This window comes from Tessaracoccus rhinocerotis, assembly GCF_007197885.1.
Classification (GTDB): Bacteria; Actinomycetota; Actinomycetes; order Propionibacteriales; family Propionibacteriaceae; genus Arachnia; species Arachnia rhinocerotis.
This window is the reverse complement of record NZ_VKKG01000002.1, coordinates 619,283-644,337: the sequence shown is the minus strand read 5'-3', so window position 1 is coordinate 644,337 and position 25,055 is coordinate 619,283. Positions and strand designations below refer to the sequence as shown.

Below are 25,055 nucleotides of genomic sequence, written 5' to 3'. Positions count from 1 at the left end.
GGGGCACCCCGCAGGACGGCCGACGGCGATCAGGCCCGCTGGACCGCCCCGAAGCGTTCGGCGGCAACCGCGACCGCCGCGTTGCGTGCCTGCGCGGCCTCCGCGTCCTTCAGGGTGCGCTCCGCGCGGAACCGCATTGCGAAGGCGAGGGACTTCTTGCCGTCGGGGATCTGGTCGCCCCGGTAGACGTCGAACAGGACCACCGACTCGAGGAGTTCGCCCGCACCCTCGACCAGCGCGGCCCGGACGTCGGCGGCTGCGACGGCCTCGTCCACGACGAGTGCGACGTCCTCCTTGGCGACCGGGAAGCCGGAGATCGCGGCGATGGTGCCGCCAGCCGGCGCGGCCGCGAGCAGATCCCCGAGGTTGAACTCGACGGCGCAGGTGCGCGCGGGCAGCCCGTAGGCCCTGACGACCTCGGGGTGCAGCTCACCGGCGAAGCCGATGGTCAGCTCCCCCACCACGAGCCTGGCGCAGCGGCCGGGGTGCCAGGGCATGGCCGCGTCGTCGTTCACGCGGCTGATTCGCAGGCCGACGGCGGCAGCGGCCGTCTCGGCGAAGGCGACGACGTGGCGCCAGTCGGCGGGCACTGCGCGGCCGTCCCAGCCCGCGGTCACCCAGTTTCCGGTGACGACGGCGGCGATGGTGTCGGGTTGCGTCGGCAGCGCGGCCTCGAGCGCCGCGAGTTCCTCGTCGGAGGGCCGCTGCGAGAGATCCGGGCGTGGCGCGTCGGGGGTCCCGGAGTCGAAGTAGCCGGAGCCACGCTCGAACAGGGCAAGGTCGTCGTTGCTGCGCGAGGTGTTCTTCGCCACTGCGCGGAACAGGCCCGGCAGGAGGCTGGTGCGCAGGAACGGCTGCGTGTCGTCGAGCGGGTTGGCGAGGCGCACCAGCTTCCGGCGCGGGTCGTCCGGGGCGACGCCGAGCGCGTCTACGTCGTCGGCGGAGACGAACGGCAGGCTGAGCACCTCGGTGAAGCCGAGTGCCGCGACGGCTGCCAGCACGCGGCGGGCGTCCTTCTGGCGGCGGGTGAGTCCACCGCCGGGTGGCGGAGTGGGCATGCTGCGGCCGATGCGGTCGTAGCCGAACTTGCGCCCGACCTCCTCGACGATGTCGTAGGGGTCGCGCAGGTCGGGGCGCCAGGTGGGCACCTCGAGGCTCAGCGAGTCCCCGAGGGCGGTGACTCCCAGCCCGCTGGCCTGCAGGATCCTGATGGAGTCCGACACGGGCACGTCGGCGCCAAGGATCGCCGGGATCAGGCCCGAGCGCAGGTTCAGGCGATGTTTGGCGGGCACCTTCCCGACGTAGGTGTACTCCGGCCGGATGGTCCCGCCACCGTGCGTGACCAGGAGCTCAGCGGCGCGCCGCGCGGCCGCGTACGGCACCCCCGGGTCCACGATGCGCTCGAACCGCTTGGACGCCTCCGAGAACAGGCCGTGTCGGCGGAAGGTACGCGAGACGCTCGGACCGTCGAAGTGGGCCGCCTCGAGCACGATGGACGTGGTCGACTCCTTGACCTCGGTCGCCTCGCCACCCATCACGCCCGCCAGCCCGATGGGGCCGGAGTCGTCGGTGATCAGCAGGTCGTCCGGCGCGAGATCGCGCAGCACGCCGTCGAGGGTGCGCAGTTGCTCGCCCTCGTGCGCCTGCCGCACCCGGATGGTGCCCTGCAGACCGGCCGCGTCGTAGGCGTGCAGCGGCTGCCCGGACTCGAGCATCACGTAGTTGGTGACGTCGACCGGCAGCGAGATGGAGCGCACCCCGCTCGCAACGAGACGGTCCACCATGAACTTCGGCGATGGCGCGGCCGGATCGAAGCCCTCGATGGTGAGTGCGACGAAGTTGACTGCCCGGTCGGACTCCAGGACGACGGGCTGGCCGGCCTCGGAGTTCTCAGGCATGGGGATCGCGTAGGGGTCGTCGAAGCCGACGCCCGCCGCCGAGGCGGCCTCCCGGGCGAGTCCACGCATTGACAGGCCGTGGCTGAGGTCTGGCGTGACCTCCATCTCGAGGACCTCGTCCTGCGTCCACAGCAGCTCGAGCGCGTCGTCGCCGACGGCGGCACCGAGGGAGGGGTCCAGGACGCGGATGCCGTCGTGGTCCTCGCCGAGGCCGAGTTCGAGGTCGGAGCAGATCATGCCGTCGGAGATGTGGCCGTAGGTCTTGCGCGCCGAGATCTCGAACCCGCCGGGCAGGACCGCGCCGGGAAGCACGACCACGACGAGGTCCCCGACAGCGAAGTTGTGCGCCCCGCACACGATGCCGCGGGAGGCGGGGAACTCCTCGGAGGCCGGGTCGTTGAGCTCGTCGCCGACGTCGACGCGGCAGTAGCGGATGACCTTGCCGTTCTTCTGTGGCTCGTCGGAGAAGGACAGCACCCGGCCCACCACGAGCGGGCCGGTGATGTCGGGACCGGTGGACGTCACGTGCTCTACCGTGAGGCCGAGGGCCGTGAAGCGGGCGGCGACGGTCGCGGTGTCAGTGCCTTCGGGCAGGGCGACGAGGTCGCGGAGCCAGGACATCGGGGCCTTCATCGGGCACCTCCAAGCAGGGAGCGGCTGAAGCGGATGTCGCCCTCGACGAAGTCACGCAGGTCGGGAGCGTTGTTGCGGAACATGACGGTGCGGTCCACGCCCATGCCGAAGGCGAAGCCGGAGTAGACGTCGGTGTCGATGCCGCAGGCGGCCAGCACGCGCGGGTTGACGATGCCACAGCCTCCCCACTCGATCCAGCCCTCGCTGCGGCAGGTACGGCAGGGCCGTTCGGGGTTGCCGACCGACTCGCCGTGGCACACGAAGCACTGCAGGTCGACCTCGGCCGAGGGCTCCGTGAATGGGAAGTAGTGGGGACGCATCCTGGTGGTGACGTCGCCGAACATCGCCTTCGCGAAGTGGTCCAGGGTGCCGCGCAGGTCCGCCATCGAGATGCCCTTGTCGACGACCAGGCCCTCCAGCTGGTGGAACACGGGCAGGTGGGTGGCGTCGTACTCGTCGGCGCGGAACACCTTTCCCGGGCTGACGACGTAAAGAGGCACGTCCCGCTCGAGCAGGGCGCGGATCTGAACGGGAGAGGTCTGGGTGCGCAGCAGCTTGCCCGCGGAGGGTGGCTCCACCCACAGCGTGTCCTGCTCACCGCGTGCGGGGTGGTCGGGGCCCAGGTTGAGCGCGTCGAAGTTGTACCACTCGGCCTCGAGCTCCGGCCCCTCCGCGACCTCCCAGCCGAGGGCGACGAACACGTCGCACATCTCGTCGATCAGTGCGGTGATGGGGTGCACGGCACCCTGGGGACCGAGTTCCACGGGCAGGGTCATGTCGATGCGCTCGTCCACCAGTGCCTGCGCGAGTTCGGCGGCGGCCAGTTCCTCCTGGCGGGCCGCGACGGCCTGGCTGACCTGCCCGCGGGCCTTCCCGACGCGGGCGCCGGCCTCCTTGCGCGCGGCTGGCGGTAGCGCACCGATCTCCCGGTTCGCGAGGGCGAGCGGCGCCCGCTCACCGACGTGGTCGATGCGCACCTGCTTCAGTTCTGCGCTGGTGCTCGCCCCCCGGACCGCGGCGAGGGCGGCCTCGACGAAACCATTGACGACGTCGGGGTCCAGCGCGGCGACGCGCTTGGGATCGAAGTTGTCATTCGGCCCGGACATGGGCACTCCTCACTGTTGGGTCGAGCGTTGTTCGCCGCGGCGCTGGGCCGAGGCTGTCTGGTAGAGGCAGATGGCCGCGGCGCTGGAGAGGTTCAGGCTCTCGGCCGATCCCCACATTGGCACGGCCACCACTCGGTCCGCCAGTTCCGCGTCCTCGGCGGGCAGCCCCCACGCCTCGTTGCCCATTATCCACGCGGTGGGGCCCGAGAGCTCCCCCGCGGCGGCGAGCAGGTCCAGCTCGTCCCCGCCCCCGTCCGCAGCCAGCACCTGGAGGCCCATGGCCCTCACGTGCGCGACGGCTTCGGCCAGACCGATCCCGGTGACGATGGGCAGGTGGAACAGGCTCCCGACGGTCGAGCGGACGGTCTTGGGATTGTGGATCTCCACGGAGCCGCTGGTCAGGATGACGCCGTCGGCACCGAAGGCGTCCGCGCAGCGGATGACTGTCCCGGCGTTGCCGGGGTCCCTGACCTGCGCGCAGATGACGACGAGCCGGGCGTCGCCCAGGTCGGCGAGCTCGTGGTCGAGGCGTTTGCAGACGGCCACGATCCCCTGGGGCGTGACGGTGTCGCTGAGCTGGCGCATCTGCGCCTCACCGGCCCGCCAGAGGGGGCCCTCGTGGTGCGCCAGCAGGTCCTCGTGGCGGACGGGGTCGTCGACGACGACCTCCTGGACCACCCCGGGCATGCGGAGCGCCTCGCGCACCGCCTGTCGTCCTTCGACGAGGAAGCGGTCAGCGAGGTCGCGTCCGCGCCGGCTGGTGAGCCGACGAAACGAACGCAGTGCACCGACCGGTAGATCGGGCACTGCGTTCGGTTCAGTGGGGCGATTCACCTCAGGCAGCAGCAGCTTCGGACTGGTTGTCCTTGGCGATGACCACGAGAGCCTGGAAGGCGGCGATGTCGTTGACGGCGAGCTCGGCGAGCATCTTGCGGTCAACCTCGACGCCGGCGTTCTTCAGGCCGTTCATGAAGCGGTTGTAGGTCATGCCCTCGGCGCGGGCCGCGGCGTTGATGCGCTGGATCCACAGGCTGCGGAAGTCGCCCTTCTTGGCGCGACGGTCGCGGTAGGCGTAGGTCATCGAGTGGAGGACCTGCTCCTTGGCCTTGCGGTACAGGCGGGAACGCTGGCCCCGGTAGCCGGAGGCCAGTTCGAGAATCTCGCGGCGCTTCTTGTGCGCATTCACAGAACGCTTGACGCGTGCCATGTCTTACTCCTTCGTGCAGGCCGGATTTGCACACCCGGCGGGGTTTCGGGTGTGGTTCAGCGGCCCTTGTTGGAGCCGAGCAGCTTCTTGGCCTGTGCGACGTCGGCCGGGGCCATTTCCTTGACGCCCTTCAGGCGACGCAGGCGCGTCGAGGACTTGTGGGCGTTGAGGTGGCCGAGGTTGGCCTGGCGGTGCATGAGCTTGCCGGTTCCCGTGACCTTGAACCGCTTCTTGGCGCCCGAGTGCGTCTTCATCTTCGGCATGGGTGTCTCGCTTTCTATCTGGTTGGGGTCGACCGCGTCACAGGTCGACGTCTGGGTCCATGTTGTCTGCGGGACCACGCTTCTTCTTCGTCGGCTTGTTCACGGCTGCACGCAGCTGTGCCTCTTCCGACCTCTCGGCCTCGGCCTTGGCGCTGCGCTCCGCGATGCGACGATCACGGTCCGCTGCCTGCTCGACCTTGGCCTCGGTCTTCTTCTTGGTGGGTCCGAGCACCATCAGCATGTTGCGACCGTCCTGCTTGGGGGACGACTCGACGTAGCCGTACTCGGCCACGTCCTCGGCCAACCGCCGCAGCAGGTCGATGCCAAGTTCGGGACGCGACTGCTCGCGTCCACGGAACATGATGGTGATCTTCACCTTGTCGCCGCCCTTGAGGAACCGCACGACGTGGCCCTTCTTGGTCTCGTAGTCGTGCTGGTCGATCTTGAGGCGGAGCTTCATTTCCTTGGTGATGGTGTTCGTCTGGTTCTTGCGGGCGTCGCGAGCCTTCTGCGCCGCCTCGTACTTGAACTTGCCGTAGTCCATCAACTTGCACACCGGCGGACGTGCCTGCGGTGCCACTTCAACCAGATCGAGATCGTTCTCCGCCGCCAGACGCAGGGCGTCCTCGACACGAACGATGCCAACCTGCTCGCCGTTCGGGCCGACAAGCCGGACTTCTGGTACTCGGATGCGATCGTTGATGCGCGGTTCAGTGCTGATGTGTCCTCCAGGGATTAGATGGTGGTGCCGGGAAATGCAAAAGGCCTCCGCACATGCGAAGGCCTGACAACGCGTCCCGGGGCCACGACAGCCACCCAGCGCGCATACCGACCCGGCAGCCATGGGCCACGCAGGTGGGAGGTCAGGCCTCCACTTGAGACGGATCCACCTGATGGCAGATCTCAACGACACCCAACTCTACACTCACCGTCAGTGCTCGGCCAAATCATCGGGCTGTTCCCCATACTTGACCCAGGCGAACTCCTCGCCCTCGAACTCGACGGCGCGGAACCCCTCGGCCACGAGGCGCAGGGCCTCCCCCGCCAGCACGAACGGGACCGGCCCGGCCACGTCCAGCACCAACTGGTTGGCGCCGGCTGGTCCCACGGTGGCGGCGAGCTCGTCGAGGTGGCAGAGAACCGGCCTCGCCCCTGCCTGCCACGCCTTCATGGAGTCGATTCCCGTGAATGCCAGTAGGGCGGTGTCCGTGCCGTCAGTGATGGTCACGGCGGCCAACTCGGCCTCCCGGTCGGGATCCTGGTGCATCGTCTCGTCGCCGCTGGCCACCACGGGCATCAGCAGTCTCGAGGTGCAGAGCGCCACCAGTGCCCGGATGTAGCCGGTGTGGTCGCGGACCTCGGCGATGGCCCGGCGCGTGATCGGGTCCGCCTGCCCCGTGTCCCCGTCGAAGCGGGCACTGGGCTGGGCGAGTCGGTGCAGCTGGTCCATGCTGGCGAGCCTAGTGGCTGTCCGGCTCCACCCCGCCCAGCCCGAGCCAGTCGGCGAGCTCCCGGAGTTCGTCCGCGAGGGCTGCCTCCGTGTCGGCGGGGGCGTCGGGCTCGAGGTGCAGCCGTCGCACCAGCAGCACGCCAGCGGCCCGGTCGGACTTGAGGTCCACCCTCGCCACCAGCCGGTCACCCCAGAGGAACGGCAGCACGTAGTAGCCGTGGACGCGCTTGGGCTCCGGGACGTAGATCTCGATCCGGTAGTGGAAACCGAAGAGCCGCTCGGTTCGGTCCCGCTCCCACACCAGCGAGTCGAACGGGCTGAGCAGGGCACGGGCCGCCACCCGGCGGGGCCGGCGGGCCATCGGGTCGAGGTAGGCGGGTTCCGCCCAGCCCTCCACCTCGACGCGCTCCAGTTCTCCGGTGCCGACGAGCTCGGCCAGGGCCCGGGCGGCCTCACCCTTGCGGAGCCGGAAGTAGTCCGCGAGGTCCGACAGCGTTCCGACGCCGTGTGCCCGGGCGGCCCTGCGCACCAGCTCCACCGCCGCCTCCGCGGCATCCGGACGGTACGCGATCTGTTCGGGGGTCAGCACCTGCTCGGGGGCCGCGTAGCGCCGCTCGAACTGCTGGTTGCGCCCCGAGCTGACGATCTCCCCGGCCCAGAACAGGTACTCGAGGCACTGCTTGACCAGTGACCAGTTCCAGCCCCAGTTGTCCTTGTTGCGCAGCACCCCGTGCTCGACGAGGTCGTCGACCTCACGAGCGGTCAGTGGCCCGTGCTCGTGCACCGCCGCGAGCACCGCGTCGACGACCTCCGGGTGGTCGGTGAGGACGTGCCTTCCCCAGGCGTCACGGTCCGCGGTGGCCCGGCGGAACGCCAGGTACGGCCAGGTCTCGGGCGGGACCAGGCTTGCCGCGTGCGCCCAGTACTCGACCAGGCGTCGGCCGCCCCGGGCACGCGGGCCGACGCCGTCGCGCGCCCGGTCCAGCAGTGCGGTGTCATAGGGGCCGAGACGGGAGAAGAACGGCAGGTACTGACTGCGCGTGAGCACGTTCACGCTGTCGATCTGGATCACCTGGACCGTGTCGATGACCCGCTGCAGCTGCCGCATCGTCGCGGCTCCGGGCTCGGGTCTGGGGGTTGCGAAGCCCTGGGCGGCGAGCGCGATGCGACGGGCCTGGGCGGAGCTGAGGACTGCTGCCATGCGCAAACCCTAACCAGCACCCCCGACACCACCGCGCCCCCTCGCCGCGTCGAGCATGCCCTCCCGCTCGGCGATCTTGATCCGCTCCGCCCCGACGCGGCTGTTGCCGAGTTCGACCTCGGCGGCGTCCAGGCTCTGCCACTCGGCCCAGGAGACCGGCTCGATGCCGTGGTCAGCCAGCCGCCCAAGCACCTCCACGCCACCGCCCCGGGGCGGCTCCGGCAGCGTCGGCAGGTCGGCCAGCACCGAGGCGGCGGTCTCCGCTCCGTCTCCCTTGTTGGTCCCGATCACGCCCTTGGGGCCGCGCTTGATCCAGCCCGCGACGTACGTCCCGGGCACCGGCTCACCGTCCCGCACCACCCGGCCCGCCTCGTTGGGGATGGTTCCGCTGGCCTCGTCGAACGGCAGTCCCGGAACCGGCTCGCCGGTGTACCCGATGGCCCGCACGACCAGCCCGGCCGCGAGCACCTCGCGCTCGCCGGTACTGCGGATGCGGCCCTGCGGGGTGACCTCGTTGCGCTCGATCTCGACTCCCGCAACCCGTCCGTGGCCGTCGGGCAGGAGCCGCGCGGGGCTGCGGAGGAAGCGCAGGTGGATCCGGCGGCGCCCACCTGCCCCGGGACGCTCGTGGGTCCACTGCGTGAGCGTGTCCACCAGCTGCCGGGTCCGCCGGTCCGACGGCACGTCGAGGTCCTGCGCCAACGTGTCGTCGTCGCGCACCACCACCTCGACGTCGTCGAGGCCTGCCAGGGCCCGCAGTTCGACAGGGGTGAACCTGGTGTGCTGCGGCCCGCGGCGCACCAGGACGTGCACGTCGGTGATGGCGCTGTCGTGCAGCCGGTCCAGCACGGCGTTGTGCAGGTCCGTGACCGCGAGGTCCTCCGCCGGCCGGGCGAGGATCCGGGCGACGTCGAGCGCCACGTTCCCCGCGCCGACCACCACCGCCGCGGCTGCGCCGTCGAGTCCGGGCCGCAGGTCGGCGGCGTCCGGGTGGCCGCAGTACCAGGACACGAACGCGCCGGACCCGACCGAGCCCTCCAACTCCTCGCCCTCGATGCCGAGGTGGCGGTCGACTGCGCTGCCGGTGGCGTGCACGACCGCGTGGTAGTGCTCGCGGAGCGCGTCCACCGGGATGCCGTCAGCGCCCACGTGCACGTTGCCGAGGAAGCGGCCGCGGGGACTGTCGAAGGGGGATTCGAGTTTCCGGGCCACCGACTTCATCTTGGCGTGGTCGGGTGCGACGCCGTAGCGGACGAGGCCGTACGGGGCGGGCAACCGGTCGATCACGTCCACCAGGACCTCTGGGTCACCGGCCAGGAGCGCCTCGGCGGTGTACAGACCCGAGGGGCCGGAGCCGATCACGGCCACCCGGCGCCGGCTTGGGGCGGTTCGAGGGTCCACGGTCGCACCTCCTCGTACGAATGCCCACCAAGCTAACAGCAGTCCCCGACCGGCGCCCCGGGTCGGCGCATTCCTGCGTGTGCAAAGCTTGGGACATGGAAGCCTCCCTGTTCATCACCATCTGTCTAATGACCGTGATCGCCGCTGCCACCGCCGGGCTGTTCGCGCGGGGCAGGAACCCCCGGACGCTCGTCGCCGGGATCGGTCTGGTGGTGCTCCCGCTGGGCATGTACCTGACCGGCCTCACCCGCCTCGCCTACAACGGCGTGCTGAGCCTGATCGACTGGGCCCAGCGGACGGTGTGGAACGAGGCCATGAGCTGGGGGGCCGGACTGCTAGGCCTCGGCATCGTCCTGCTGGTCATCGCCGGGTTCATGCGGACCAAGGCACGACCCAAGCAGGTGCGCACCCGCGCGCAGGGCCGGCCGACCGCGGTCGATCAGCCCGCGCAACCCTCCCTGACCCGGGAGAACCGCCCGGAGGCTGCCACGGCGCAGCAACCGGCCAAGGGCAAGCAGGCGCCGGCGGTGGACCCGGAGGACGCGGAGATCGAGGCCCTGCTGCGCAAGCGCGGCATCATGTGATCCCACTTCTGGCCCCTTGGCGACCAAGGAGCAGGCCGCATCGAATCAGAGGATTCGATGCGGCCTGCTCCCGATTGCACGCCCGAGCAGTGCGACAACGGCTACCTCAGGGTAGTCACGTAATGCACGTACTTGAGCGTTTCCTCGGCCGCTGCATTCATCTCCAGCGCCTGTTCCTCAGTCAGCTTGCCCGCGTTGACGAACGCACTGACCTGGTTCATGAAGGCATTCAGCATGTCGCCCGCCTGCTCGGCATTCCCTTCGGAGACGAACCTGTCGGCGTTGGCCAGCTTCACGGTCAAGGCGTTCATGTTGCCCTTGTTGAGAGCCAGACCGGCGACCATGTCCTGAAGGTCTCCGATCCTGTTCTCCGACTTGAACTGTGCGAACATCCAGTCGAAGATCGTCTCGTCCGCGAACTCCTCGTGGCCGGGGCCGTAGGCGAAGACGGTGTTCGACTGGCTGATCTTGTTGCTGAAGACCTGGGCCTCGGTCTCGTGGGGTGTCCAGTCGAAGCCGAAGTACGGGAAGTTGAACGCCTGGTTGGTTTCAAGAATCGAAACGTTGGCCTCCTCGTACAGCCCGCTGGCGGCGCCACCGGTGGAGAAGTACTCCGTCCATGGCCCACCCATGAAGTCCGCCTCGTGCGAATGGGCCCAGATGGAGACCTTCGCCAACTCCGGGTTCTCCGTGAGTTGCTCCACGCTCGGCAACCCGCCCCCGGCGAGGGGAACGATCGCCGTGAGGAATTCAGGATTGCGGGTGTACATGCCGACGGTGTACATGCTGCCCATCGAGAACCCGGACATGTAGACGCGGTCGGGATCCACGAGGCCGTCCGCCACCAGTTGATCGACGTAGGCCATCAGGGCCTCGTTGTTCACCTGGCTGTTGGAGTGGTTCTGGGTGGCGATGATGTGGGCGTTGTACTTGCCGGGGTTCTCCAACTGACGCTTGGAGAGCACTGCCGCCCCGTTCGCGGTCTGCACCGGTGCGAAGTAGTCACCGGCCGGGCCACCGCGGCCACCACCATGGTTGTAGATGAACAGTGGCAGCGGACCATCCTGCTCCCACGACTCGTCGATGGAGAGCAGGACGTCCATGTTTCCTGCGCCTCCCGGGTTCGTCTTGGACGGGACGAACTTGTCCAGCGCCGGGTTGACCACCGCCGACTGGGTGAACCTCGGGACGATGGCGGTGCCGTCGGTCAGCACGATCTCGCGATCGACATTGACACGGTAGTTCAGGATCGCGGAGAACGCGTTTTGCAGGTTGCCCGAGACCATCGACCCTGAGGTGTAGCCATTGGCATTCCAGAACTCAAACTCTACAACGATGTAGCGACCAGTATCGGGGGTGTCGACCACGAGATCATCGGACCCCGGCGCGGGCGAAACATAGCCGAGGGGTTCGGGTGCATCGTTCACATAAACCCGGGTGATGTTCCTCGATCCATCGAAGATCACACTGGTGCCGTCCAGCCTCGTGTTCCTGGCGGCTGCCGAGAACATGTCGGCACTCACGTCGGCGAGATTGGCCTGGTTGCCCTCACCCAGGTCAATGATCACGGCAGTGGTCACGTTGCCCACGGAGAAGATGTCGTTGAACACCGTGAACGGAATCTCCGCCGCATTGGAGTCCGGCCTGAATGTCACATGGATCTGTGCCCCACTTGTGACCACATTCTCCATCGTGTACTGATTGTCGGCGAAATCCACTTCCACGCCGTCCACGGTGACGGTGTCGACCTCGAACCCGAAGGCAGGCTCGAAGGTGAAGGTCAGGTCCTCGCCCTCATTGACCCAGACATGGCCGGCAAGGGAGGACGGGCTGATGCTGCCATTCTCACCGGAGGACGCCATCACATAGTGCTGTTCGCCGACGGCCGAGACCGGTTCGTACAGTCGCAGTTCCGGCGACTCCTGCATCTGCTCCAGCAGTTGGGCCGCGCTCGTGGCCCCGGCCGTCAGGCTCTTCGCAGTGAAGCCGTCCTCCGTGCTGTGCACGGCGAAGTTGAACTGGTTGTTGCCGCCCCATAGGTACAGGGAGACGGTGCCCGCGGCCTCGTCCAGCACGTGCATCAACATGCTCTGCTGGTTGCCGTTGACGGCTGCGCCGGTGGTGTTGAGCGGGGCATGCTGCGCGTTGAAGCTGGACTCCCTTCGCAGGGGCTCCGTGCCTCCCCCAGTGCCGGGGGCGTCGTTCAGCAGGTAGTAGCCCGCGCCCTCGCCAAGGCCGCCCGCTGCGGCGGCGGTGTTCGCGCCGGGGCCGAACTGCCAGACCATGTCGTCTGTCACCTCGGACGTGATCAAGCCGTCCTCGATGGTCACGGGCTTGGACGCCATGCCGATCTGCGTGTCACCGGTGACGTCGCCCGGCGTGCTGATGGTGGCCTCGGCATTCACGAGTGCGCCGTGCTGGGACACGACGAGATAACTCTTTCCGAGCACCACATCGGCCGGGTCGACCTGTCGCCACGGGCCTGGTTCCGCCGGGGACGCTGTTGCCGCCGGGAACACCAGGGCGAGTAGAGCAAGAACTAATGTCAGGACTGGTATCTTTTTCAACGTAAACCCTCCGAGGTTGTGTAGTGAACTTCTCTGTTCCATAACCGAGGTACTGCTGATTTCGTCATCCCTCGCCGTCGCGGAGCGCGACTTCGTGAAACGCTCTTCAGCAGCGAGTGCATCCAGTTGGGCTGTCAGGCGCCTGTTTGCCAAGGACAGGAACGCCACATCGGATACCCTGATGGTCCGGGTACCGGTCATTCGGCGATAAACTCATCACCTCACTCGTCTTCAAACCTTGTTCTTCAATGGCCTTCGCACTCCGACTCATCGGAGGCGGGAATCCCGGCATTGTCTCCAGGGCCAGGAAACGTGTGTCCTCCTGCTGCAGGAACCGGTGTTACATCGTTGTAAACAACCACCGGTTTGTTCCAGACCTGAACATACCCGCGAGGGGTGGCGGTGTCAAGGGTTGGATGGCCTGACCCCGGCCACTGGCCGAGTCGCTACTGCTGCTCGCCCTCGAGGGTGACGCCGTCGGAGTTCGCGCCGTGAGCCTTCAGCCACACGCGCAGCGCCCGGATCTTGCGCTTGGCCTTGGCTCCCTCGAGCGTCTGGATGGCCAGCACGGCGCGACGCTTCACTCCCCCGTTGTGCTTGATGAGCAGGTAGGCCCATGGGTCGCCGTCACGAAGACGCAGGCCAGCAACCTCGTCGATGCGGAACTTGCGGAGCAAGGGGCCGTTGCGCACGACGACACCGTCCTCGTCGGCCCAGATGCGGGAGTATCCGATCGACAGCATCATCGCGATCATGAAGACCAGGAAGAACAGCAGCGTCGCGGCCTGGAACCACGTGATCTGGGACCGGATCGAGGCGCCGATCGCGTACCAACCCCACATGGCCGCCAGCAGCAGCACGACGGATCCCACGACCGAGGTCACCAGCACCGTGACGCTGGTGAACTGCAGCCTCTCGGGAAGTTTCGGGGCCGCCTGCTCGGGCGGGGTCTGCTCGGTCACAGCCTGCACGACCTCAGTTCGGTCAGGAGGATGCCCCGGGCGCCGAGCTCGAACAGGTCGTCCATGAGCTGGTGCGCACCCTTCTTGGGGACGAGGACGCGCACTGCCAACCAACCCTCCTTCGCGAGCTGCGAGACGGTGGGACCGTTGACGCCGCTGGCCAGGGCGGTGGTGGCGTCCAGGTTGGCCGCCTCCACGTTGTAGTCCATCATCAGGAAGTTGTGTGCCACCAGGACGCTCTCGAGGCGGGTCCGCAGCGCGTCCAGCCCGGCGGGCTCCGCACCGGAGTTGCGGCGGATCAGGACGGCCTCGGACTCGACGATCACGTCGCCGAACATCTCGAGTCCGGCGCGACGCAGCGTCGTCCCGGTCTCGACGACGTCGGCCACCGCGTCGGCAACGCCGAGCCGGATCGCCGACTCCACCGCGCCGTCGAGCTTGGTCAGGGTCGCGTCGATGCCGCGCTCGTCCAGCCAGGTCTGCAGCAGCCCCGGGTAGGACGTGGCGATCCGCTTGCCCGCAAGGGACTCGACCGTCCAGCCCTGTCCGGCCCTGCCCGCGAAGCGGAAGCGGCTGCTGCCGAACCCGAGCTGCATCAGTTCGGTTGCCTGGGCACCCGAGTCCAGCAGCATGTCGCGGCCGGTGATGCCCAGGTCGAGGTGACCCTCGCCGACGTACACGGCGATGTCACGGGGACGCAGGTAGTAGAACTCGACGTTGTGGTCGGAGTCGATCAGCGTGAGGTCCTTGGAGTCCGTGCGCTGGTGGTACCCGGCGGCACGCAGCATGCCTGCCGCCGCTTCGGCCAGGGCGCCCTTGTTGGGCACGGCTACCTTCAGGAGTCGTTCTTCAGTCATCAGGATTCTCTCCGGGTTCGGATCACAGGTGGCGGTAGACGTCTTCGAGGTCGAGGTCCAGGGCGATCATCATCACCTGCAGGTGGTACAGGAGCTGGCTGATCTCCTCGGCCGCCTCCTCCTTGGACTCGTACTCGGCCGCCATCCAGACCTCGGCGGCCTCCTCGACGACCTTCTTGCCGATGTGGTGGACGCCCGCGTCGAGGCGGGCCACCGTCGAGGACCCGTCGGGGCGCGTGCGGGCGGTCTCCGTCAGCTGGGCGAAGAGTTGTTCGAAGGACTTCACGCTGCGCAGCCTACCGGCTCGGTCGCGGTCACAGTCTCACACCCAGCAGGGCGTCCACCGCGGCCGCGACCTCCGCGATGGAGCCGGTCTCGTCGGAGTCGACGGCGAGGCTACCCGCCACCCACGAGTCGACCGCGCGCAGGGCGGAGGGTGCGTCGAGGTCGTTGCGGAGTGCCTTGCGCATCGCTGCGATGGTCTCGGTGGCAGGCAGCGCGACGCCGTTGTTGAGGACGCTGCGCCAGCGGGCGAGGCGCTCGGTGGCGGCCTCCAGTTGGTCGGGCGTCCACTCCCAGTCCTCGCGGTAGTGGTGGTCCAGCAGCGCCAGCCGGATCGCCATCGGGTCCGCACCGCCGTGGCGCAGCCGACTGACGAGTTCCAGGTTGCCCTTGGACTTGCTCATCTTCTCGCCGTCGAGCCCAACCATGCCGGTGTGCACGAAGGCGTCGGCGAGGTGCTCGCCCCCGGTGGCCACGATCGCCTCCGCCGCGCACATCTCGTGGTGCGGGAAGACCAGGTCGGAGCCGCCGCCCTGGACGTCGAAGGCCGAGCCGAGGTAGCGCAGCGCGATCGCGGTGCACTCGATGTGCCAGCCGGGGCGGCCGGCGCCGAGATCGGAGGACCAACTGGGCTCACCCGGGCGCGCGAAGCGCCACAGGAGGCAGTCGAGGGGGTGCCGCTTGCCGGGCCGATCCGGATCTCCCCCGCGTTCGGCGAAGACCTCGGTCATCTGCTGCTCGTCGAGGTGGCTGACGCCCCCGAACCCGGGCGCCCTGGTGACGTCGAAGTACCAGTCCGGGTGCTCGTCGTCGGCCACTTGGTAGACCAGCCCGGTGGGCACGAGCCGGTTCACCAGGTCGATCACGCAGGCGATGGACTCGACTGCGCCGATGTAGTGGTCCGGCGGGATGACACGGAGGTCCTCCATGTCGCTGCGGAACAGTTCGATCTGGTCGGCAGCGAGTTCCTCCCAGTCCTGCCCGGTCTGCTCGGCGCGCTCGAGGAGCGGGTCGTCGACGTCGGTGACGTTCTGGGTGTAGTTGACCTCCAGGCCGAGGTCGCGCCAGACGCGGTTCACCAGGTCGAAGGAGACGTAGGTGTTGGCGTGCCCCAAGTGGGTGGCGTCGTACGGGGTTATTCCGCACACGTACATCCGCGCGGAGCCGGACGACGGATCGGCCGCGATCGGTCCACCGCTGGCGGTGTCGTGCAGGAAGAGGCGGTCCGGGACGTCCTCCGACGGGGGGAGGCTGGGAACAGCTACTGGGGCCCACGCATACATGCGACCAACCTACCGCCTCGTCGACGCCGGCCTCACCACGGCGGCCATGGGATGGCAGGCCACCGGCCCGACGGCGCGGGCAGCGTGCCCGCGTCCAGGAGGGCCTGAGCACGCGCGGCCACCTGCTCCCACTCCTGGGCGGTCAGACCCTCGGGAGTGGGCAGGTCGAGCGCGGCGACGACCGCCAACTGTTCGCGCTCGGCCCCCGTGAGTTGCTGCCCGGCGAACCCCCACAGGACGGTGCGGAACTTCTCGTCGACGTGCAGGCTGACGCCGTGGTCGACGCCGAACAGGTGCTGCCCGTCGGAGACGAGGTGCCCGGCCTTGCGATCGGAGTTGTTGATGACGAGGTCGAACAGGCAGGTGCGGCGCAGGGCGGCGTCGTCGCGGTGGACGAGCACCACGGGCCGGTCCTCGCCGTCCACGCCGGCGACCACGGGGAGCCAGGACTCGTCCAGGTCCTCCGGCCTGATGACGTCGACCAGGTGGGTGATGTTGCCCTCCACCCAGCGCTGCACCGAGCCCTCGCCGAGCGGGCCCTCGTGCCACAGGGTGAGGGGGACCACGTCGAAGCCGAAGTGGTCGCTGACGAGGTGCGCGGCGACCTCCCGGCGCCCGAGCGTGCGCTGCGGGAAGTCCCAAAGCGGCTTCTCCCCCGCCACGGGCTTGTACACCCACAGCACCTCCGACTCGTCCCGGGCCAGAAAGGTCGCGTTCGACGCCTCGGTGAGTCGACCCACCACCTCGAGCCCGCCGTCGGGGCCGGTGGCAGCCATCAGAACAGGGGTCCCCGGTACCCGTTGGAACGGGGGCAGATGTGGCCGCCGGGCTCGATCGGCTGACTGCAGAACGGGCACGCCGGGCGGCCCGAGGCGACGATGACCTCGGCGCGCAGCGAGAACTCCCGCGCGAGGCGGGGAGTCAGCCAGATCTGGACCAGGACGTTGTGGGAGTCGTCGTCGGGAGCCTCCTCGCCGAGGTCCACCGAGAACAGTTCGAGTTGGATGGCACCGCGTTCGGCGTCCCAGGCCAGTCCGATGGCACCGACGCGGAACTCCACCTCCAGGGGCGCGTCCAGCGGGCCGAGGTCGGTGGGTTCCTCCCCCTCGGCGTCCGCCCTGCCGAGCGACTGGAGCTGATCGAGGATTTCACCGATGCGTCGGCCCAGCATCTGGACCTGCTGCTTCTCTACGGCAACGGCGACCAGGGTGCCCCCCTGGGAGACCTGGATGATGAACAGCCGGTTCCCCGGCTCTCCGATGGTGCCGACGACGCAGCGGTCGGGGTGCGGGAACTCGAGCAGCATGGGGCCAGCCTACTTCTCGGGTGTGTCGCCGCCACCGACCGTCGGGGCCTGTCTGGGCGCGAGCAGGGCGGCGACGTCGGTGTTGGCGTTCACGCACACGACGAAGGGGGCGCTCTCGGGGGCGTGGCTGACAACGCTCACCGACGCCGGGGCGACATTGAGGCGCTGGAAGTCGTCGAAGCGCTGGCCGAGCGCGTCGGAGAGGATGGCCTTGATCGGGTCCCCGTGGCTGACCAGCAGCACGGTCTCCCCCGGGTGGCGGGAGACGATGTCGGCGACCGCCGAGACGCATCGGTCGCGCATCTCCAGCATCGACTCGCCGCCGGGGAACCGGACCTGCGACGGCGAGTCCTGGACCGTGCGCCAAAGGGGCTCGGAGGTCAGGTCCGCGAGCTTCCGGTTGGTCCACTCGCCGTAGTCGCACTCGCTGAGGCCGTCGACGACGACGGCCTCCGGGAACCCCAGCTCCTCGGCGGTCTGGGCGCAGCGCAGGATCGGCGAGCGGTAGGCGGCCGCGATTCCGGCGCCCGAGAGCAACTCACCGAGCCGTTGCGCCTGCTGGCGCCCGACGTCGTCGAGCTCCACGCCGTCGGCGCGCCCGGCCAGCACACCGTCGGCGTTGGCGCGGGAGCGGCCATGGCGGACGAGGACGAGTGTTGTCATGTCCACAAACGTAGCTGGCCGGGGTGCGGACGAGGCGGTCTACAGTTGCCCTCGGCAGAGTTCCGAACAGCAAGGAGACACGACGTGGGTTGGTTCGAGGCGATCGTCCTCGGGATCGTGCAGGGGCTCACGGAGTTCCTGCCCATCTCGTCGAGCGCGCATGTGTCCATCATCGGCCAGTTGCTGTTCGAGGGACGCGACCCCGGTGCGGCGTTCACGGCGGTCACGCAGCTCGGCACGGAGACTGCGGTCCTGGTCTACTTCTGGTCAGACATCGTCCGGATCATCAAGAAGTGGTGCCTGGCGCTTGTCGGCAGGCAGGAACGAGACGACCCGGACGTCAGGATGGGCTGGCTGGTGATCATCGGCTCCATCCCGATCGTGGTCCTTGGCCTGCTGTTCCAGGACGCCATCGACTCAACACTGCGCAACCTTTGGATCACCGTTGCGATGCTCGCCGGCGTCGCGGTCGTGCTGTTCTTCGCCGACCGCGTGGGCGAGCGCAACACCCGCGAGCTGAAGGACCTCTCGTGGGGCCACGGCCTCCTCTACGGCCTGTTCCAGGCCGCCGCGCTGATCCCGGGCGTCTCCCGCTCCGGGGCAACCATCTCTGCGGGCCTCTACATGGGCTACACCCGCGAGGCCGCCACCCGCTACGCCTTCCTGTTGGCGATCCCGGCGGTGTTCGGCTCGGGACTGTACAAGCTGAAGGACATCGGCGACGGAACCACGGCCTGGGGACCGACCGTCGTCGCCACCATCCTGGCCTTCCTGGTCGGCTACGCGGTGATCGCGTGGCTGATCAGGTTCATCTCCACGCACACGTTCCGCGGCTTCGTCTACTACCGACTCGGGCTCGCTGCCGTGGTGGCCACGCTGCTGCTGACCGGCGTCCTGCAGGCGTCCTAGGCTGTCGGGATGGAACTTCGATCCCTGGGCCGTTCCGGCCTGCGCGTCTCCCCTCTCGGGATCGGCACCATGGCCTGGGGCCGGGACGTGAAGTGGGAGGAGGCCCGCGCGCTGGTGGTGGACTTCGTCGAGGCCGGCGGGAACCTGATCGACACGGCTCCCGCCTATGGCGGCGGCGTCGCGGAGAAGATGATCGGCAAGCTGTTCGCCGGCGGGCTCCCGCGCGAGGACCTCGTCGTTGCCACCAAGGGCGGCTTCGTGATCCGTGACGGCAAGCGCGTGATGGACACCTCCCGCGGCGCGATGCTCGCGGACCTGGAGCAGTCGCTGCGCAGGATGAACACCGACCACGTGGACCTGTGGCAGGTGCACGCCTGGGGCGAGGCGCCGATCGAGGAGACGCTCTCGGCCATCGACTCGGCGGTCTCGCGAGGCCTGGTCAGGTACGCGGGCGTGTCGAACTTCGTGGGTTGGCAGCTGGCCACGGCTGCCACCTGGCAGAAGGCCCTCGGCAACCGGACCCCGCTGGCCTCGGTCCAGGTGGAGTACTCCCTGTTGGCCCGCCGCGCCGAGGTGGAGGTCATCGGCGGGGCCGAGCACCACGGCATGGGCCTGCTCGCCTGGTCCGCCCTCGGCCGCGGCGCCCTGACAGGGAAGTACCGGACCGGGATCCCACGCGACTCCCGGGCCGCCGCCGACCACTTCTCATGGTTCCTCGAGCCCTACCTGCAGCCCCGCTCCAGGGCGGTCGTGGACGCCGTGGCCAAGGCGGCAGAGGGGCTGGGACTGACACCGGCGCAGGTGGCCCTGCTGTGGGTTCGCGACGCGCCCCAGGTGGCATCCGCACTCATCGGGCCCCGGAACCGCACCCAGCTCGCGGAGCTGTTGGAGACGGACACCAAGCGTCTGGTGGCTCCCATCGTCTCGGCCCTCGACGACGTCTCCGGGGGCCCGAACGGGCACCGCAGCTGAGGGACCCACGCGACGGGCGACGACCCACGGGGCCGAATTGTGTCGACGGGGACGCTCCTGCTATCTTTTGTTGTCGCGTTCCCCAGCGGAACACACACCCTGTCCGGGTGGCGGAATTGGTAGACGCGCTAGCTTGAGGTGCTAGTGCCCTTTATCGGGCGTGGAGGTTCAAGTCCTCTCTCGGACACAGATCAGAACCCCTGGTTGACAAGGCGCAAGCCAAGTTGACCAGGGGGTCTTCATTTCACCTTCCGCCACCCCGGAAGGCCCTGCAGAACCTCGGGAAACTGGTGCCTGAGTTCACCTTGGTGGGCTCATTCGCCCGCGACTACTGGGTCCACACCATCGCCGGACTCCCACGAGGCGCTCGAACCCTTGATTGACGGCCCGAACGCAACCGGGATCAGGTTCCTGGTCAACGGCTTCGGGGTCGACGTCATCCCATACGGTTCCAAGGTCGCCCCCAGTGGGATCGTCGAGACTGCCGACGGAATCACACTCGCCTTGAGCGAACGCCCTCTGGGCAACTCGTGGAACAGATCGCCGCGCTCCGCGCCGGCATCACAGGCGGGTGAGGCCAGACCAGGCATGCGGACCACCATGATCGCGCCGGAGGCCTTGCCGTGCAGCCCTGCCAGCGACACCCTGACTGGCTAGCCTGTTGACCGTGACTCTGGACGGGGGACGTGACCGCGCGGGCCGCAGCGCGGGTGCGGGCATGCTGGTGCTCGCACTCGTCGTGCTCGTCGGACTGGTCGCGGCCACCGCGGTGCTGGCCCGTCCGAAGGATGCTCTCCCCCGCACGAACGCGACGGCGCTGCTGCCACCCGACGGGCATCGGGAGGTGGAGCGGGTCGACGACGTCGTGACGGTGCGGGAGTACGCGCTCAGCTCGGGCGGTCCGATGATGAGCAGCGGCCCCATGCAACTGTTCTTCGCGCTCGACGACCCCGAGAAACTCCTCGAATCCTCGTTCCTGCGCTTGTTGGAGACCACGGTCTCTGGTGGCGAGGTGACGCACTCGGTCACGGCGCTCGAGCTGGGCGCGAACGGCGTCCGGCGGAGTCTGGACGTGGCGGGCCAACGGATGCGGCAGTGGGTGCCCGCTCCCCTGGTGCTGCCCACGGACGTGGCGGCCGGCGCCAGTTGGCGCTCGAGCGGATCGGTGAACGAGTTCGACGGCTTCGAGGCGGTCGGCTCGATGCCCTACGACTTCTCAGCCTCCGCCGCCGTGCCCACCGACACCGCCCACGCCGCGGATGGCTGCCTCGACATCACCCGGACCGAGCGGGTCGGCGACGCGGACGCGAACAACAGCACAGAGACGTGGTGCCCGGGCAGGGGCGTCGTGGCCGGGGGCCCCGGGACGGTGGCCGACTCCCCCAACCCCACGGATCCGGGTCTCGGCGTGCCCGCGTCGTGGAAGCCGCAGTCCTGGGCGCCGGAGGTCGTCGACCTGAACAAGACGCCGCCCATGGTGTGGGCCTCGGCCCTCCCGCAGGTGGGGACCGACGAGGCACTCGTGGTCGCCCACCGGACCACCGGCGACCTCCTGATCGCACCCGGCGGCGACGTGGACCGAGCCGTCCGGGCCCATCCCGGCGGGGCCATCCTCGCGATCGCGAGCTTCGGGGACCTGGTGGTCACGGCCACGTCGCGCGCCACGGTCGTCGCCCACGACATCCGGGGCGTCTGGCAGTGGGAGGCCGGTCTCACGGACGTCGCCACGCTGCCCCCCGCGCTGGTGGACGGGCGGGTGGTGGTGGCCGACGGTTCGGGCAACGTCACCGCGCTCGACGCACGGACCGGGGAGCGTGTCTGGTCCACCTCGTTGGCCGACCAGGTGGTCTCGACGCCGGTGGGCTGCGGAGCCACGACGCTGGTGGGCACCACCGGTGCGGAACTGGTCATTCTCGACGAGGCGGGACAGGAGCGGGCGACGGCTTCTCTCTCCGACCGCTCGGAGGCGTTCAGCTGTGGCGGGCGCGGCGAGGCCTACTCGGCCGGCCTGAGCTGGCTGGAGCGAATCGCACCAGACGGGACCGTCCTGGTCAGGCGGCACATGCACGACGCGATCATCCACGACCTGCACGCCTTCGACGGCGTCGTCGTCACGGCGTCGGGCCGGGCGATCACCGCCTACGACGACCAGACCCTGGAGAGGTTGTGGCGCCTCGACGGCGACTTCTTCGACACCGCCATGGCTGACGCCAGCATCATCGCCATCGACACCGAGCGGATCCTGGCGCTGGACCTGCAGGGTCGCGAGGTGGCCTCCTGGCCCTCCGACGCCGCCAGGGACGGCTTCGGCGCCCACCTCATCCCGACCGCGACGGGCGTGGGCATCGTCGCGCCGGACCAGCAGTACACGAGGTTGCGATGAGGGTGCGGCAGCAGGCGGGAGCGGTGGCGGCGTTCGTCGGTCACGTCCTGGTGGCACCCGTCAGGGACGGCAGGCTGCGGCCGGCGCAGTGGCATCCCGCACTGCGGCTGCTCGCGGCACTGACGCTCGTCGCGGTGCTCGCCGCGCTGGCCCACATCATCGCCGCAGAGGAGATGCGCGGCGCAGGCGCCCTCGTGCCCGTCGGCCCGGACATGTACCTGCCCTCGGCGGCGATGCCCATGACCTCGATCGGGATCTTCCTTGCCATGACGCTGCTCCAGACCGCGGCGCTGCACCTCTCGGTGCCGCTGCGGGTGGTGTCGCTGGTGGCGCTGGCCGCCGCGACCACGGGCACGGTGAGCCAGACGAGCGACGACGGGTGGCTGCTGTGGGTCCCGCTCGGTTCCCTGCTCGCCCTGGTCGTGTTCCACCTGGTGCGGATCGGGCGCCGCTTCAGCACCGTCGAGGTCCTGGTGGTGGCGGTCCTCGTGTTCTGCTGCACCCAGCTGGGCATGGTCGACGCCGACGAGGCGCTGCGGCTCGGCTTCGAGACGCGAGGGATGGTCCTGACCACCCAGATGCAGTTCGTCTGGATGCTCGCGGTCCCGGCGCTGCTGGCCGCCGGTACCGCGCTGACCCAGGTGGCGGTGACCAGCGGCGAGGCGGTCGGCACCGTCGCCTCCCGACGACTCGGGCCGCTGGGGATGCAGGCCCTCATCGGCGTCCTGGTGCTGTGGCGGTGCTGGGTGAGCGTCATGGACTTCGCCGGCACCACGACCGACCTGTGGCTGCCGGACCTGTTCGGGACACTGCTGGCACTGGCCCTCGCAGCGGCACTTGCGGCGCCGTTCGTGGTGCGGGCCCGCAAGGTCCCGGACCGTGAGCGCGCCGAGACCGGTGCCCTCGCGGACAGCTTCGGTGGCGTCTCCTACCTGTTGGCGGCCCTGGCCACCCTCTGGATGGTCCTGCCGCAGTCCCTCCTCGGTGTCCAGGCCCTGTTGCTGAAGCTCGAGGTGGAGGGCCCGCACTGGCTTTGGGACCTGGCCGAAATCCCGAACCAGGCCCTTGCTCCCAGCGTCAGCCGCCTCGTGGCCGGGGCACTCTGCCTGCTCCCGGCATGGCGCCTGGCAGGGCGGGGCAAGTGGTTGGGCGCGGTTCTGGTGGCCAGCTTCATGGGACCGCAGGTCGTCTTCCTGCTCACGACACTGAGTCCCGAGGCGCCGCTCGGGTTCTCCGGCGAAGCACTCGGGCTGTGGCTGCAGCTGGCGCTGCTGGCGACCGTGGCCGTCGTCGCGGCCCGGGGCGCGAACCAGCGCCGTCTCGCCGCCCTGCTGGCGGCCGCGGCCATCCTGACCCTCCACGACTTCCGACACGTCCTGGAGAACCCCCTGGCAGCGGTGATCGGGTTCTCGGCCCTGGCCGCGATCCTGTTCGGTGTCACGTGGCGGGTGCTCACCGACGGGGAGTTCACCCATGGCGACTCCAGGAGCTTCCCGCAGGGCACGCGCGTCCTGCTGTACCTGGCCAACATCTTGTTCGTGACCACCGTGGTGATGTTCTCGGCACTGACCCGGGACGCCACCGGGTTCTTCGACATCTCGCCGTGGGAGGAACTGGGCGACGACGTGTTCGCCTACCCGCTGTACTTCACGGCGGTGCTGGTTGCGCTGTTCGTGGCCGCGGTGGACCCGCGGCGCGACGAGACTCCTCAGAGTTCGGCGATGACGTCCAGCGTCAGGTCCTCCAGCGAGTCCAGCACCCGGGTCTGAGCGAGCAGCTCGTCCGCCGGCCGGTGGAAGTGGGGCGGCACCACGATCACCTTCATGCCCGCGTTCAGCGCCGACTTGATGCCGTTGGTCGAGTCCTCGAACGCGACGCACCTCGTGGGGTCGACGCCGAGGAGTTCGGCCGCCCGCAGGAAGCCGTCGGGGGCCGGCTTGCCCGCGGCCACCTCCTCCGTCGAGACCCGCACGGGGAAGGCGTCGTCGAGGCCGAGCGCATGCACCGCGGACTCGATCAGGAGCCGCGGGGACGAGCTCGCCACCGCCATGGGGTACTCCTGCGCGAGCAGGCGGACGGCGGCCACCGCGCCCGGCAGCACCTTCAGGTCGGTCTCGTGCCGACGCGCCATGTGCTCGATCGTGAGGCGGGCGGCGTCCTCCGGCGTCATCGGCAGGCCCACCACCTCCACCAGGTGCAGCGCCCACTCCGGGGTGGACATCCCCATCATCGCCTGCGTGCTGCCGTCGGGCCAGGGCAGGCCGGCGTCGGCAGCGAGTCCCCGCCGCACCTCGTCCCACTCGGCCTCCGTGTCAATCAGGGTGCCGTCGAGGTCGAAGATGATGGCGGCTGGCTGCATGTTTTCCTCCGGTGTTCAGGGATGGTCGGACCCCATTGTCCCAAACAAGTTGCGTGGGAGTAGAGTGGCCGCGTCGAGCATGAAGCCGGTGGGAATCCGGCGCTGTCGCGCAACCGTGACCCGTCCTGAACGGGAAGTCGGACCGAAGCTCGGCGCCAGCTACTGCAGTTCCGTCGCGTCAGCGGACAATCCGGCCCAACGGGCGACGACTGCTCGTCTCGAAAGGGTTGGACATGACCTCACTGCGCCAGCGCAGCTCCCGAACCGGCATCGCCGCCGCAGCGATTGCACTGCTCGCCGCCACCGTCCCGGCAGGTTTCGCCGCCGCGGACGAGGCCGGTGACTGCCTCGCGGCAGGCAACGTCTGGGTGGTGGTGCAGGACGACTCCGGGGAGTTCGGGGGTTGCGCGACCGAGTTCGCCACCGGGTTCGACGCCCTGACCAGCGCCGGCGTCTCGTTCGAGGCCCCGGGTGGATTCATCAGCACCATCGGCGGCGAGCCCGCGACCCCAGGCCCCGAGGACTGGTGGAGCTACTGGAGCGCCACCCCGGGCGACGACGGAGCCCTGACCTGGGAGTCCTACATGGTGGGCGCCGCGGACTCCCGCCCCGTCGGGGGCACCGTCGAGGGCTGGCGGCTCGCGCACAGCTTCAGCGGGGACGCACCCGCGCCCAGCCTGCCGGCGGTCGGACTCCCCGCCGCCTCGCCGACTCCCGCGCCGAGTGCCACCGCCTCGGTTCCAGGGCTCCCCAGCACTGGGGTGTGAGG

Annotated in this window: 25 protein-coding genes, 1 tRNA gene and 1 riboswitch; of the genes, 7 read left to right on the top strand and 19 right to left on the bottom strand. The window is 69.2% G+C overall.

The genetic code is table 11. The annotated features are described in order from the left end of the window. Nucleotides 1–29 precede the first annotated feature (29 nt). The 9 genes from pheT to FOJ82_RS08120 all read right to left on the bottom strand — a co-directional run bounded on the left by pheT (nt 30) and on the right by FOJ82_RS08120 (nt 9,159). Entirely contained in the window at nt 30–2,531 is a 2,502-nt protein-coding gene (gene pheT / locus FOJ82_RS08160) for a phenylalanine--tRNA ligase subunit beta (RefSeq protein WP_143937951.1), read from the bottom strand. Continuing rightward, complete coding sequence (pheS, locus tag FOJ82_RS08155; RefSeq protein ID WP_143937950.1) at nt 2,528–3,637, bottom strand: phenylalanine--tRNA ligase subunit alpha; 1,110 nt, start codon at nt 3,635–3,637, stop codon at nt 2,528–2,530. Before pheS ends, pheT begins: the two co-directional genes overlap by 4 nt. A 9-nt stretch (nt 3,638–3,646) precedes the next feature. Then, nucleotides 3,647–4,471, bottom strand: a complete 825-nt coding sequence (locus FOJ82_RS08150) for a TrmH family RNA methyltransferase (protein WP_143937949.1) — start codon at nt 4,469–4,471, stop codon at nt 3,647–3,649. A 1-nt stretch (nt 4,472) separates the two neighbouring features. Then, nucleotides 4,473–4,844: a 50S ribosomal protein L20 gene (gene rplT / locus FOJ82_RS08145; protein ID WP_143937948.1), complete on the bottom strand. Its 372-nt coding sequence runs from the start codon at nt 4,842–4,844 to the stop codon at nt 4,473–4,475. A 56-nt stretch (nt 4,845–4,900) separates the two neighbouring features. Next, nucleotides 4,901–5,107 (bottom strand): 50S ribosomal protein L35, encoded by a 207-nt coding sequence (gene rpmI / locus FOJ82_RS08140; protein WP_143937947.1) that lies wholly within the window; start codon nt 5,105–5,107, stop codon nt 4,901–4,903. A gap of 37 nt (nt 5,108–5,144) precedes the next feature. Further along, complete coding sequence (gene infC / locus FOJ82_RS08135; RefSeq protein ID WP_143937946.1) at nt 5,145–5,951, bottom strand: translation initiation factor IF-3; 807 nt, start codon at nt 5,949–5,951, stop codon at nt 5,145–5,147. A gap of 87 nt (nt 5,952–6,038) precedes the next feature. Beyond that, nucleotides 6,039–6,557, bottom strand: coding sequence for an SseB family protein (locus FOJ82_RS08130; RefSeq protein WP_143937945.1), 519 nt, complete (start codon nt 6,555–6,557; stop codon nt 6,039–6,041). Nucleotides 6,558–6,567: 10 nt separating this feature from the next. Continuing rightward, nucleotides 6,568–7,758, bottom strand: coding sequence for a winged helix-turn-helix domain-containing protein (locus tag FOJ82_RS08125; protein ID WP_143937944.1), 1,191 nt, complete (start codon nt 7,756–7,758; stop codon nt 6,568–6,570). Between the two features lie 9 nt (nt 7,759–7,767). Beyond that, nucleotides 7,768–9,159, bottom strand: a complete 1,392-nt coding sequence (locus FOJ82_RS08120; RefSeq protein ID WP_143937943.1) for an FAD-dependent oxidoreductase — start codon at nt 9,157–9,159, stop codon at nt 7,768–7,770. Between the two features lie 95 nt (nt 9,160–9,254). Between FOJ82_RS08120 and FOJ82_RS08115 the strand changes: the two genes are divergently transcribed. Beyond that, entirely contained in the window at nt 9,255–9,743 is a 489-nt protein-coding gene (locus FOJ82_RS08115; protein WP_143937942.1) for a hypothetical protein, read from the top strand. Nucleotides 9,744–9,844: 101 nt separating this feature from the next. On the opposite strand, the gene FOJ82_RS08110 is transcribed toward FOJ82_RS08115, so the two are convergent. The 8 genes from FOJ82_RS08110 to FOJ82_RS08075 form a co-directional block, all read right to left on the bottom strand. After that, nucleotides 9,845–12,478, bottom strand: a complete 2,634-nt coding sequence (locus FOJ82_RS08110) for an FIMAH domain-containing protein (protein WP_221933060.1) — start codon at nt 12,476–12,478, stop codon at nt 9,845–9,847. A gap of 278 nt (nt 12,479–12,756) precedes the next feature. Next, nucleotides 12,757–13,272: a PH domain-containing protein gene (locus FOJ82_RS08105; RefSeq protein ID WP_143937941.1), complete on the bottom strand. Its 516-nt coding sequence runs from the start codon at nt 13,270–13,272 to the stop codon at nt 12,757–12,759. Further along, nucleotides 13,269–14,129: an ATP phosphoribosyltransferase gene (gene hisG, locus FOJ82_RS08100; RefSeq protein ID WP_143937940.1), complete on the bottom strand. Its 861-nt coding sequence runs from the start codon at nt 14,127–14,129 to the stop codon at nt 13,269–13,271. Before hisG ends, FOJ82_RS08105 begins: the two co-directional genes overlap by 4 nt. Nucleotides 14,130–14,151: 22 nt before the next feature. Beyond that, nucleotides 14,152–14,415 carry a phosphoribosyl-ATP diphosphatase gene (locus FOJ82_RS08095; RefSeq protein WP_143937939.1) on the bottom strand — a complete coding sequence of 88 codons (264 nt, stop codon included), beginning with the start codon at nt 14,413–14,415 and terminating at the stop codon, nt 14,152–14,154. Nucleotides 14,416–14,443: 28 nt separating this feature from the next. Further along, nucleotides 14,444–15,694: a cysteine--1-D-myo-inosityl 2-amino-2-deoxy-alpha-D-glucopyranoside ligase gene (gene mshC / locus FOJ82_RS08090; protein ID WP_143937938.1), complete on the bottom strand. Its 1,251-nt coding sequence runs from the start codon at nt 15,692–15,694 to the stop codon at nt 14,444–14,446. Nucleotides 15,695–15,726: 32 nt separating this feature from the next. Then, nucleotides 15,727–16,470, bottom strand: coding sequence for an SCO1664 family protein (locus tag FOJ82_RS08085; protein ID WP_143937937.1), 744 nt, complete (start codon nt 16,468–16,470; stop codon nt 15,727–15,729). Continuing rightward, nucleotides 16,470–17,000 carry a DUF3090 domain-containing protein gene (locus FOJ82_RS08080; protein WP_143937936.1) on the bottom strand — a complete coding sequence of 177 codons (531 nt, stop codon included), beginning with the start codon at nt 16,998–17,000 and terminating at the stop codon, nt 16,470–16,472. The genes FOJ82_RS08085 and FOJ82_RS08080 overlap by 1 nt, the downstream gene beginning before the upstream one ends. Nucleotides 17,001–17,009: 9 nt before the next feature. After that, complete coding sequence (locus FOJ82_RS08075) at nt 17,010–17,663, bottom strand: MSMEG_4193 family putative phosphomutase (RefSeq protein WP_143937935.1); 654 nt, start codon at nt 17,661–17,663, stop codon at nt 17,010–17,012. An 84-nt stretch (nt 17,664–17,747) separates the two neighbouring features. Here FOJ82_RS08075 and FOJ82_RS08070 point away from each other — a divergent pair, with 84 nt between their 5' ends. From FOJ82_RS08070 to FOJ82_RS08060, 3 genes are all read left to right on the top strand, one after another. After that, nucleotides 17,748–18,572, top strand: a complete 825-nt coding sequence (locus FOJ82_RS08070; RefSeq protein ID WP_143937934.1) for an undecaprenyl-diphosphate phosphatase — start codon at nt 17,748–17,750, stop codon at nt 18,570–18,572. 9 nt (nt 18,573–18,581) lie between these two features. Further along, the gene (locus tag FOJ82_RS08065) at nt 18,582–19,544 is read left to right on the top strand and encodes an aldo/keto reductase (RefSeq protein WP_143937933.1); all 963 of its coding nucleotides are present in this window, start codon (nt 18,582–18,584) and stop codon (nt 19,542–19,544) included. Nucleotides 19,545–19,645: 101 nt separating this feature from the next. After that, nucleotides 19,646–19,731, top strand: a tRNA-Leu gene (locus FOJ82_RS08060). Between the two features lie 127 nt (nt 19,732–19,858). On the opposite strand, the gene FOJ82_RS08055 is transcribed toward FOJ82_RS08060, so the two are convergent. Then, nucleotides 19,859–20,188: a hypothetical protein gene (locus FOJ82_RS08055; RefSeq protein WP_143937932.1), complete on the bottom strand. Its 330-nt coding sequence runs from the start codon at nt 20,186–20,188 to the stop codon at nt 19,859–19,861. A gap of 23 nt (nt 20,189–20,211) precedes the next feature. On the opposite strand from FOJ82_RS08055, the gene FOJ82_RS08050 reads away from it, so the two are divergent. Together FOJ82_RS08050 and FOJ82_RS16180 are read left to right on the top strand one after the other, a co-directional pair. Beyond that, nucleotides 20,212–21,927, top strand: a complete 1,716-nt coding sequence (locus FOJ82_RS08050) for an outer membrane protein assembly factor BamB family protein (RefSeq protein ID WP_143937931.1) — start codon at nt 20,212–20,214, stop codon at nt 21,925–21,927. Next, nucleotides 21,924–23,696, top strand: coding sequence for a hypothetical protein (locus tag FOJ82_RS16180; RefSeq protein WP_185975678.1), 1,773 nt, complete (start codon nt 21,924–21,926; stop codon nt 23,694–23,696). The genes FOJ82_RS08050 and FOJ82_RS16180 overlap by 4 nt, the downstream gene beginning before the upstream one ends. Here the strand turns inward: FOJ82_RS16180 and FOJ82_RS08040 are convergent. Beyond that, on the bottom strand, nt 23,636–24,286 hold the full coding sequence (locus FOJ82_RS08040; protein WP_143937930.1) for an HAD family hydrolase: 651 nt from the start codon (nt 24,284–24,286) through the stop codon (nt 23,636–23,638). The two genes, FOJ82_RS16180 and FOJ82_RS08040, sit on opposite strands and share 61 nt — an antisense overlap. Nucleotides 24,287–24,356: 70 nt before the next feature. Further along, nucleotides 24,357–24,442, top strand: a riboswitch (adenosylcobalamin (AdoCbl) riboswitch). Between the two features lie 77 nt (nt 24,443–24,519). Here FOJ82_RS08040 and FOJ82_RS08035 point away from each other — a divergent pair. Then, nucleotides 24,520–25,053: a hypothetical protein gene (locus FOJ82_RS08035; RefSeq protein WP_143937929.1), complete on the top strand. Its 534-nt coding sequence runs from the start codon at nt 24,520–24,522 to the stop codon at nt 25,051–25,053. Nucleotides 25,054–25,055: the final 2 nt, after the last annotated feature.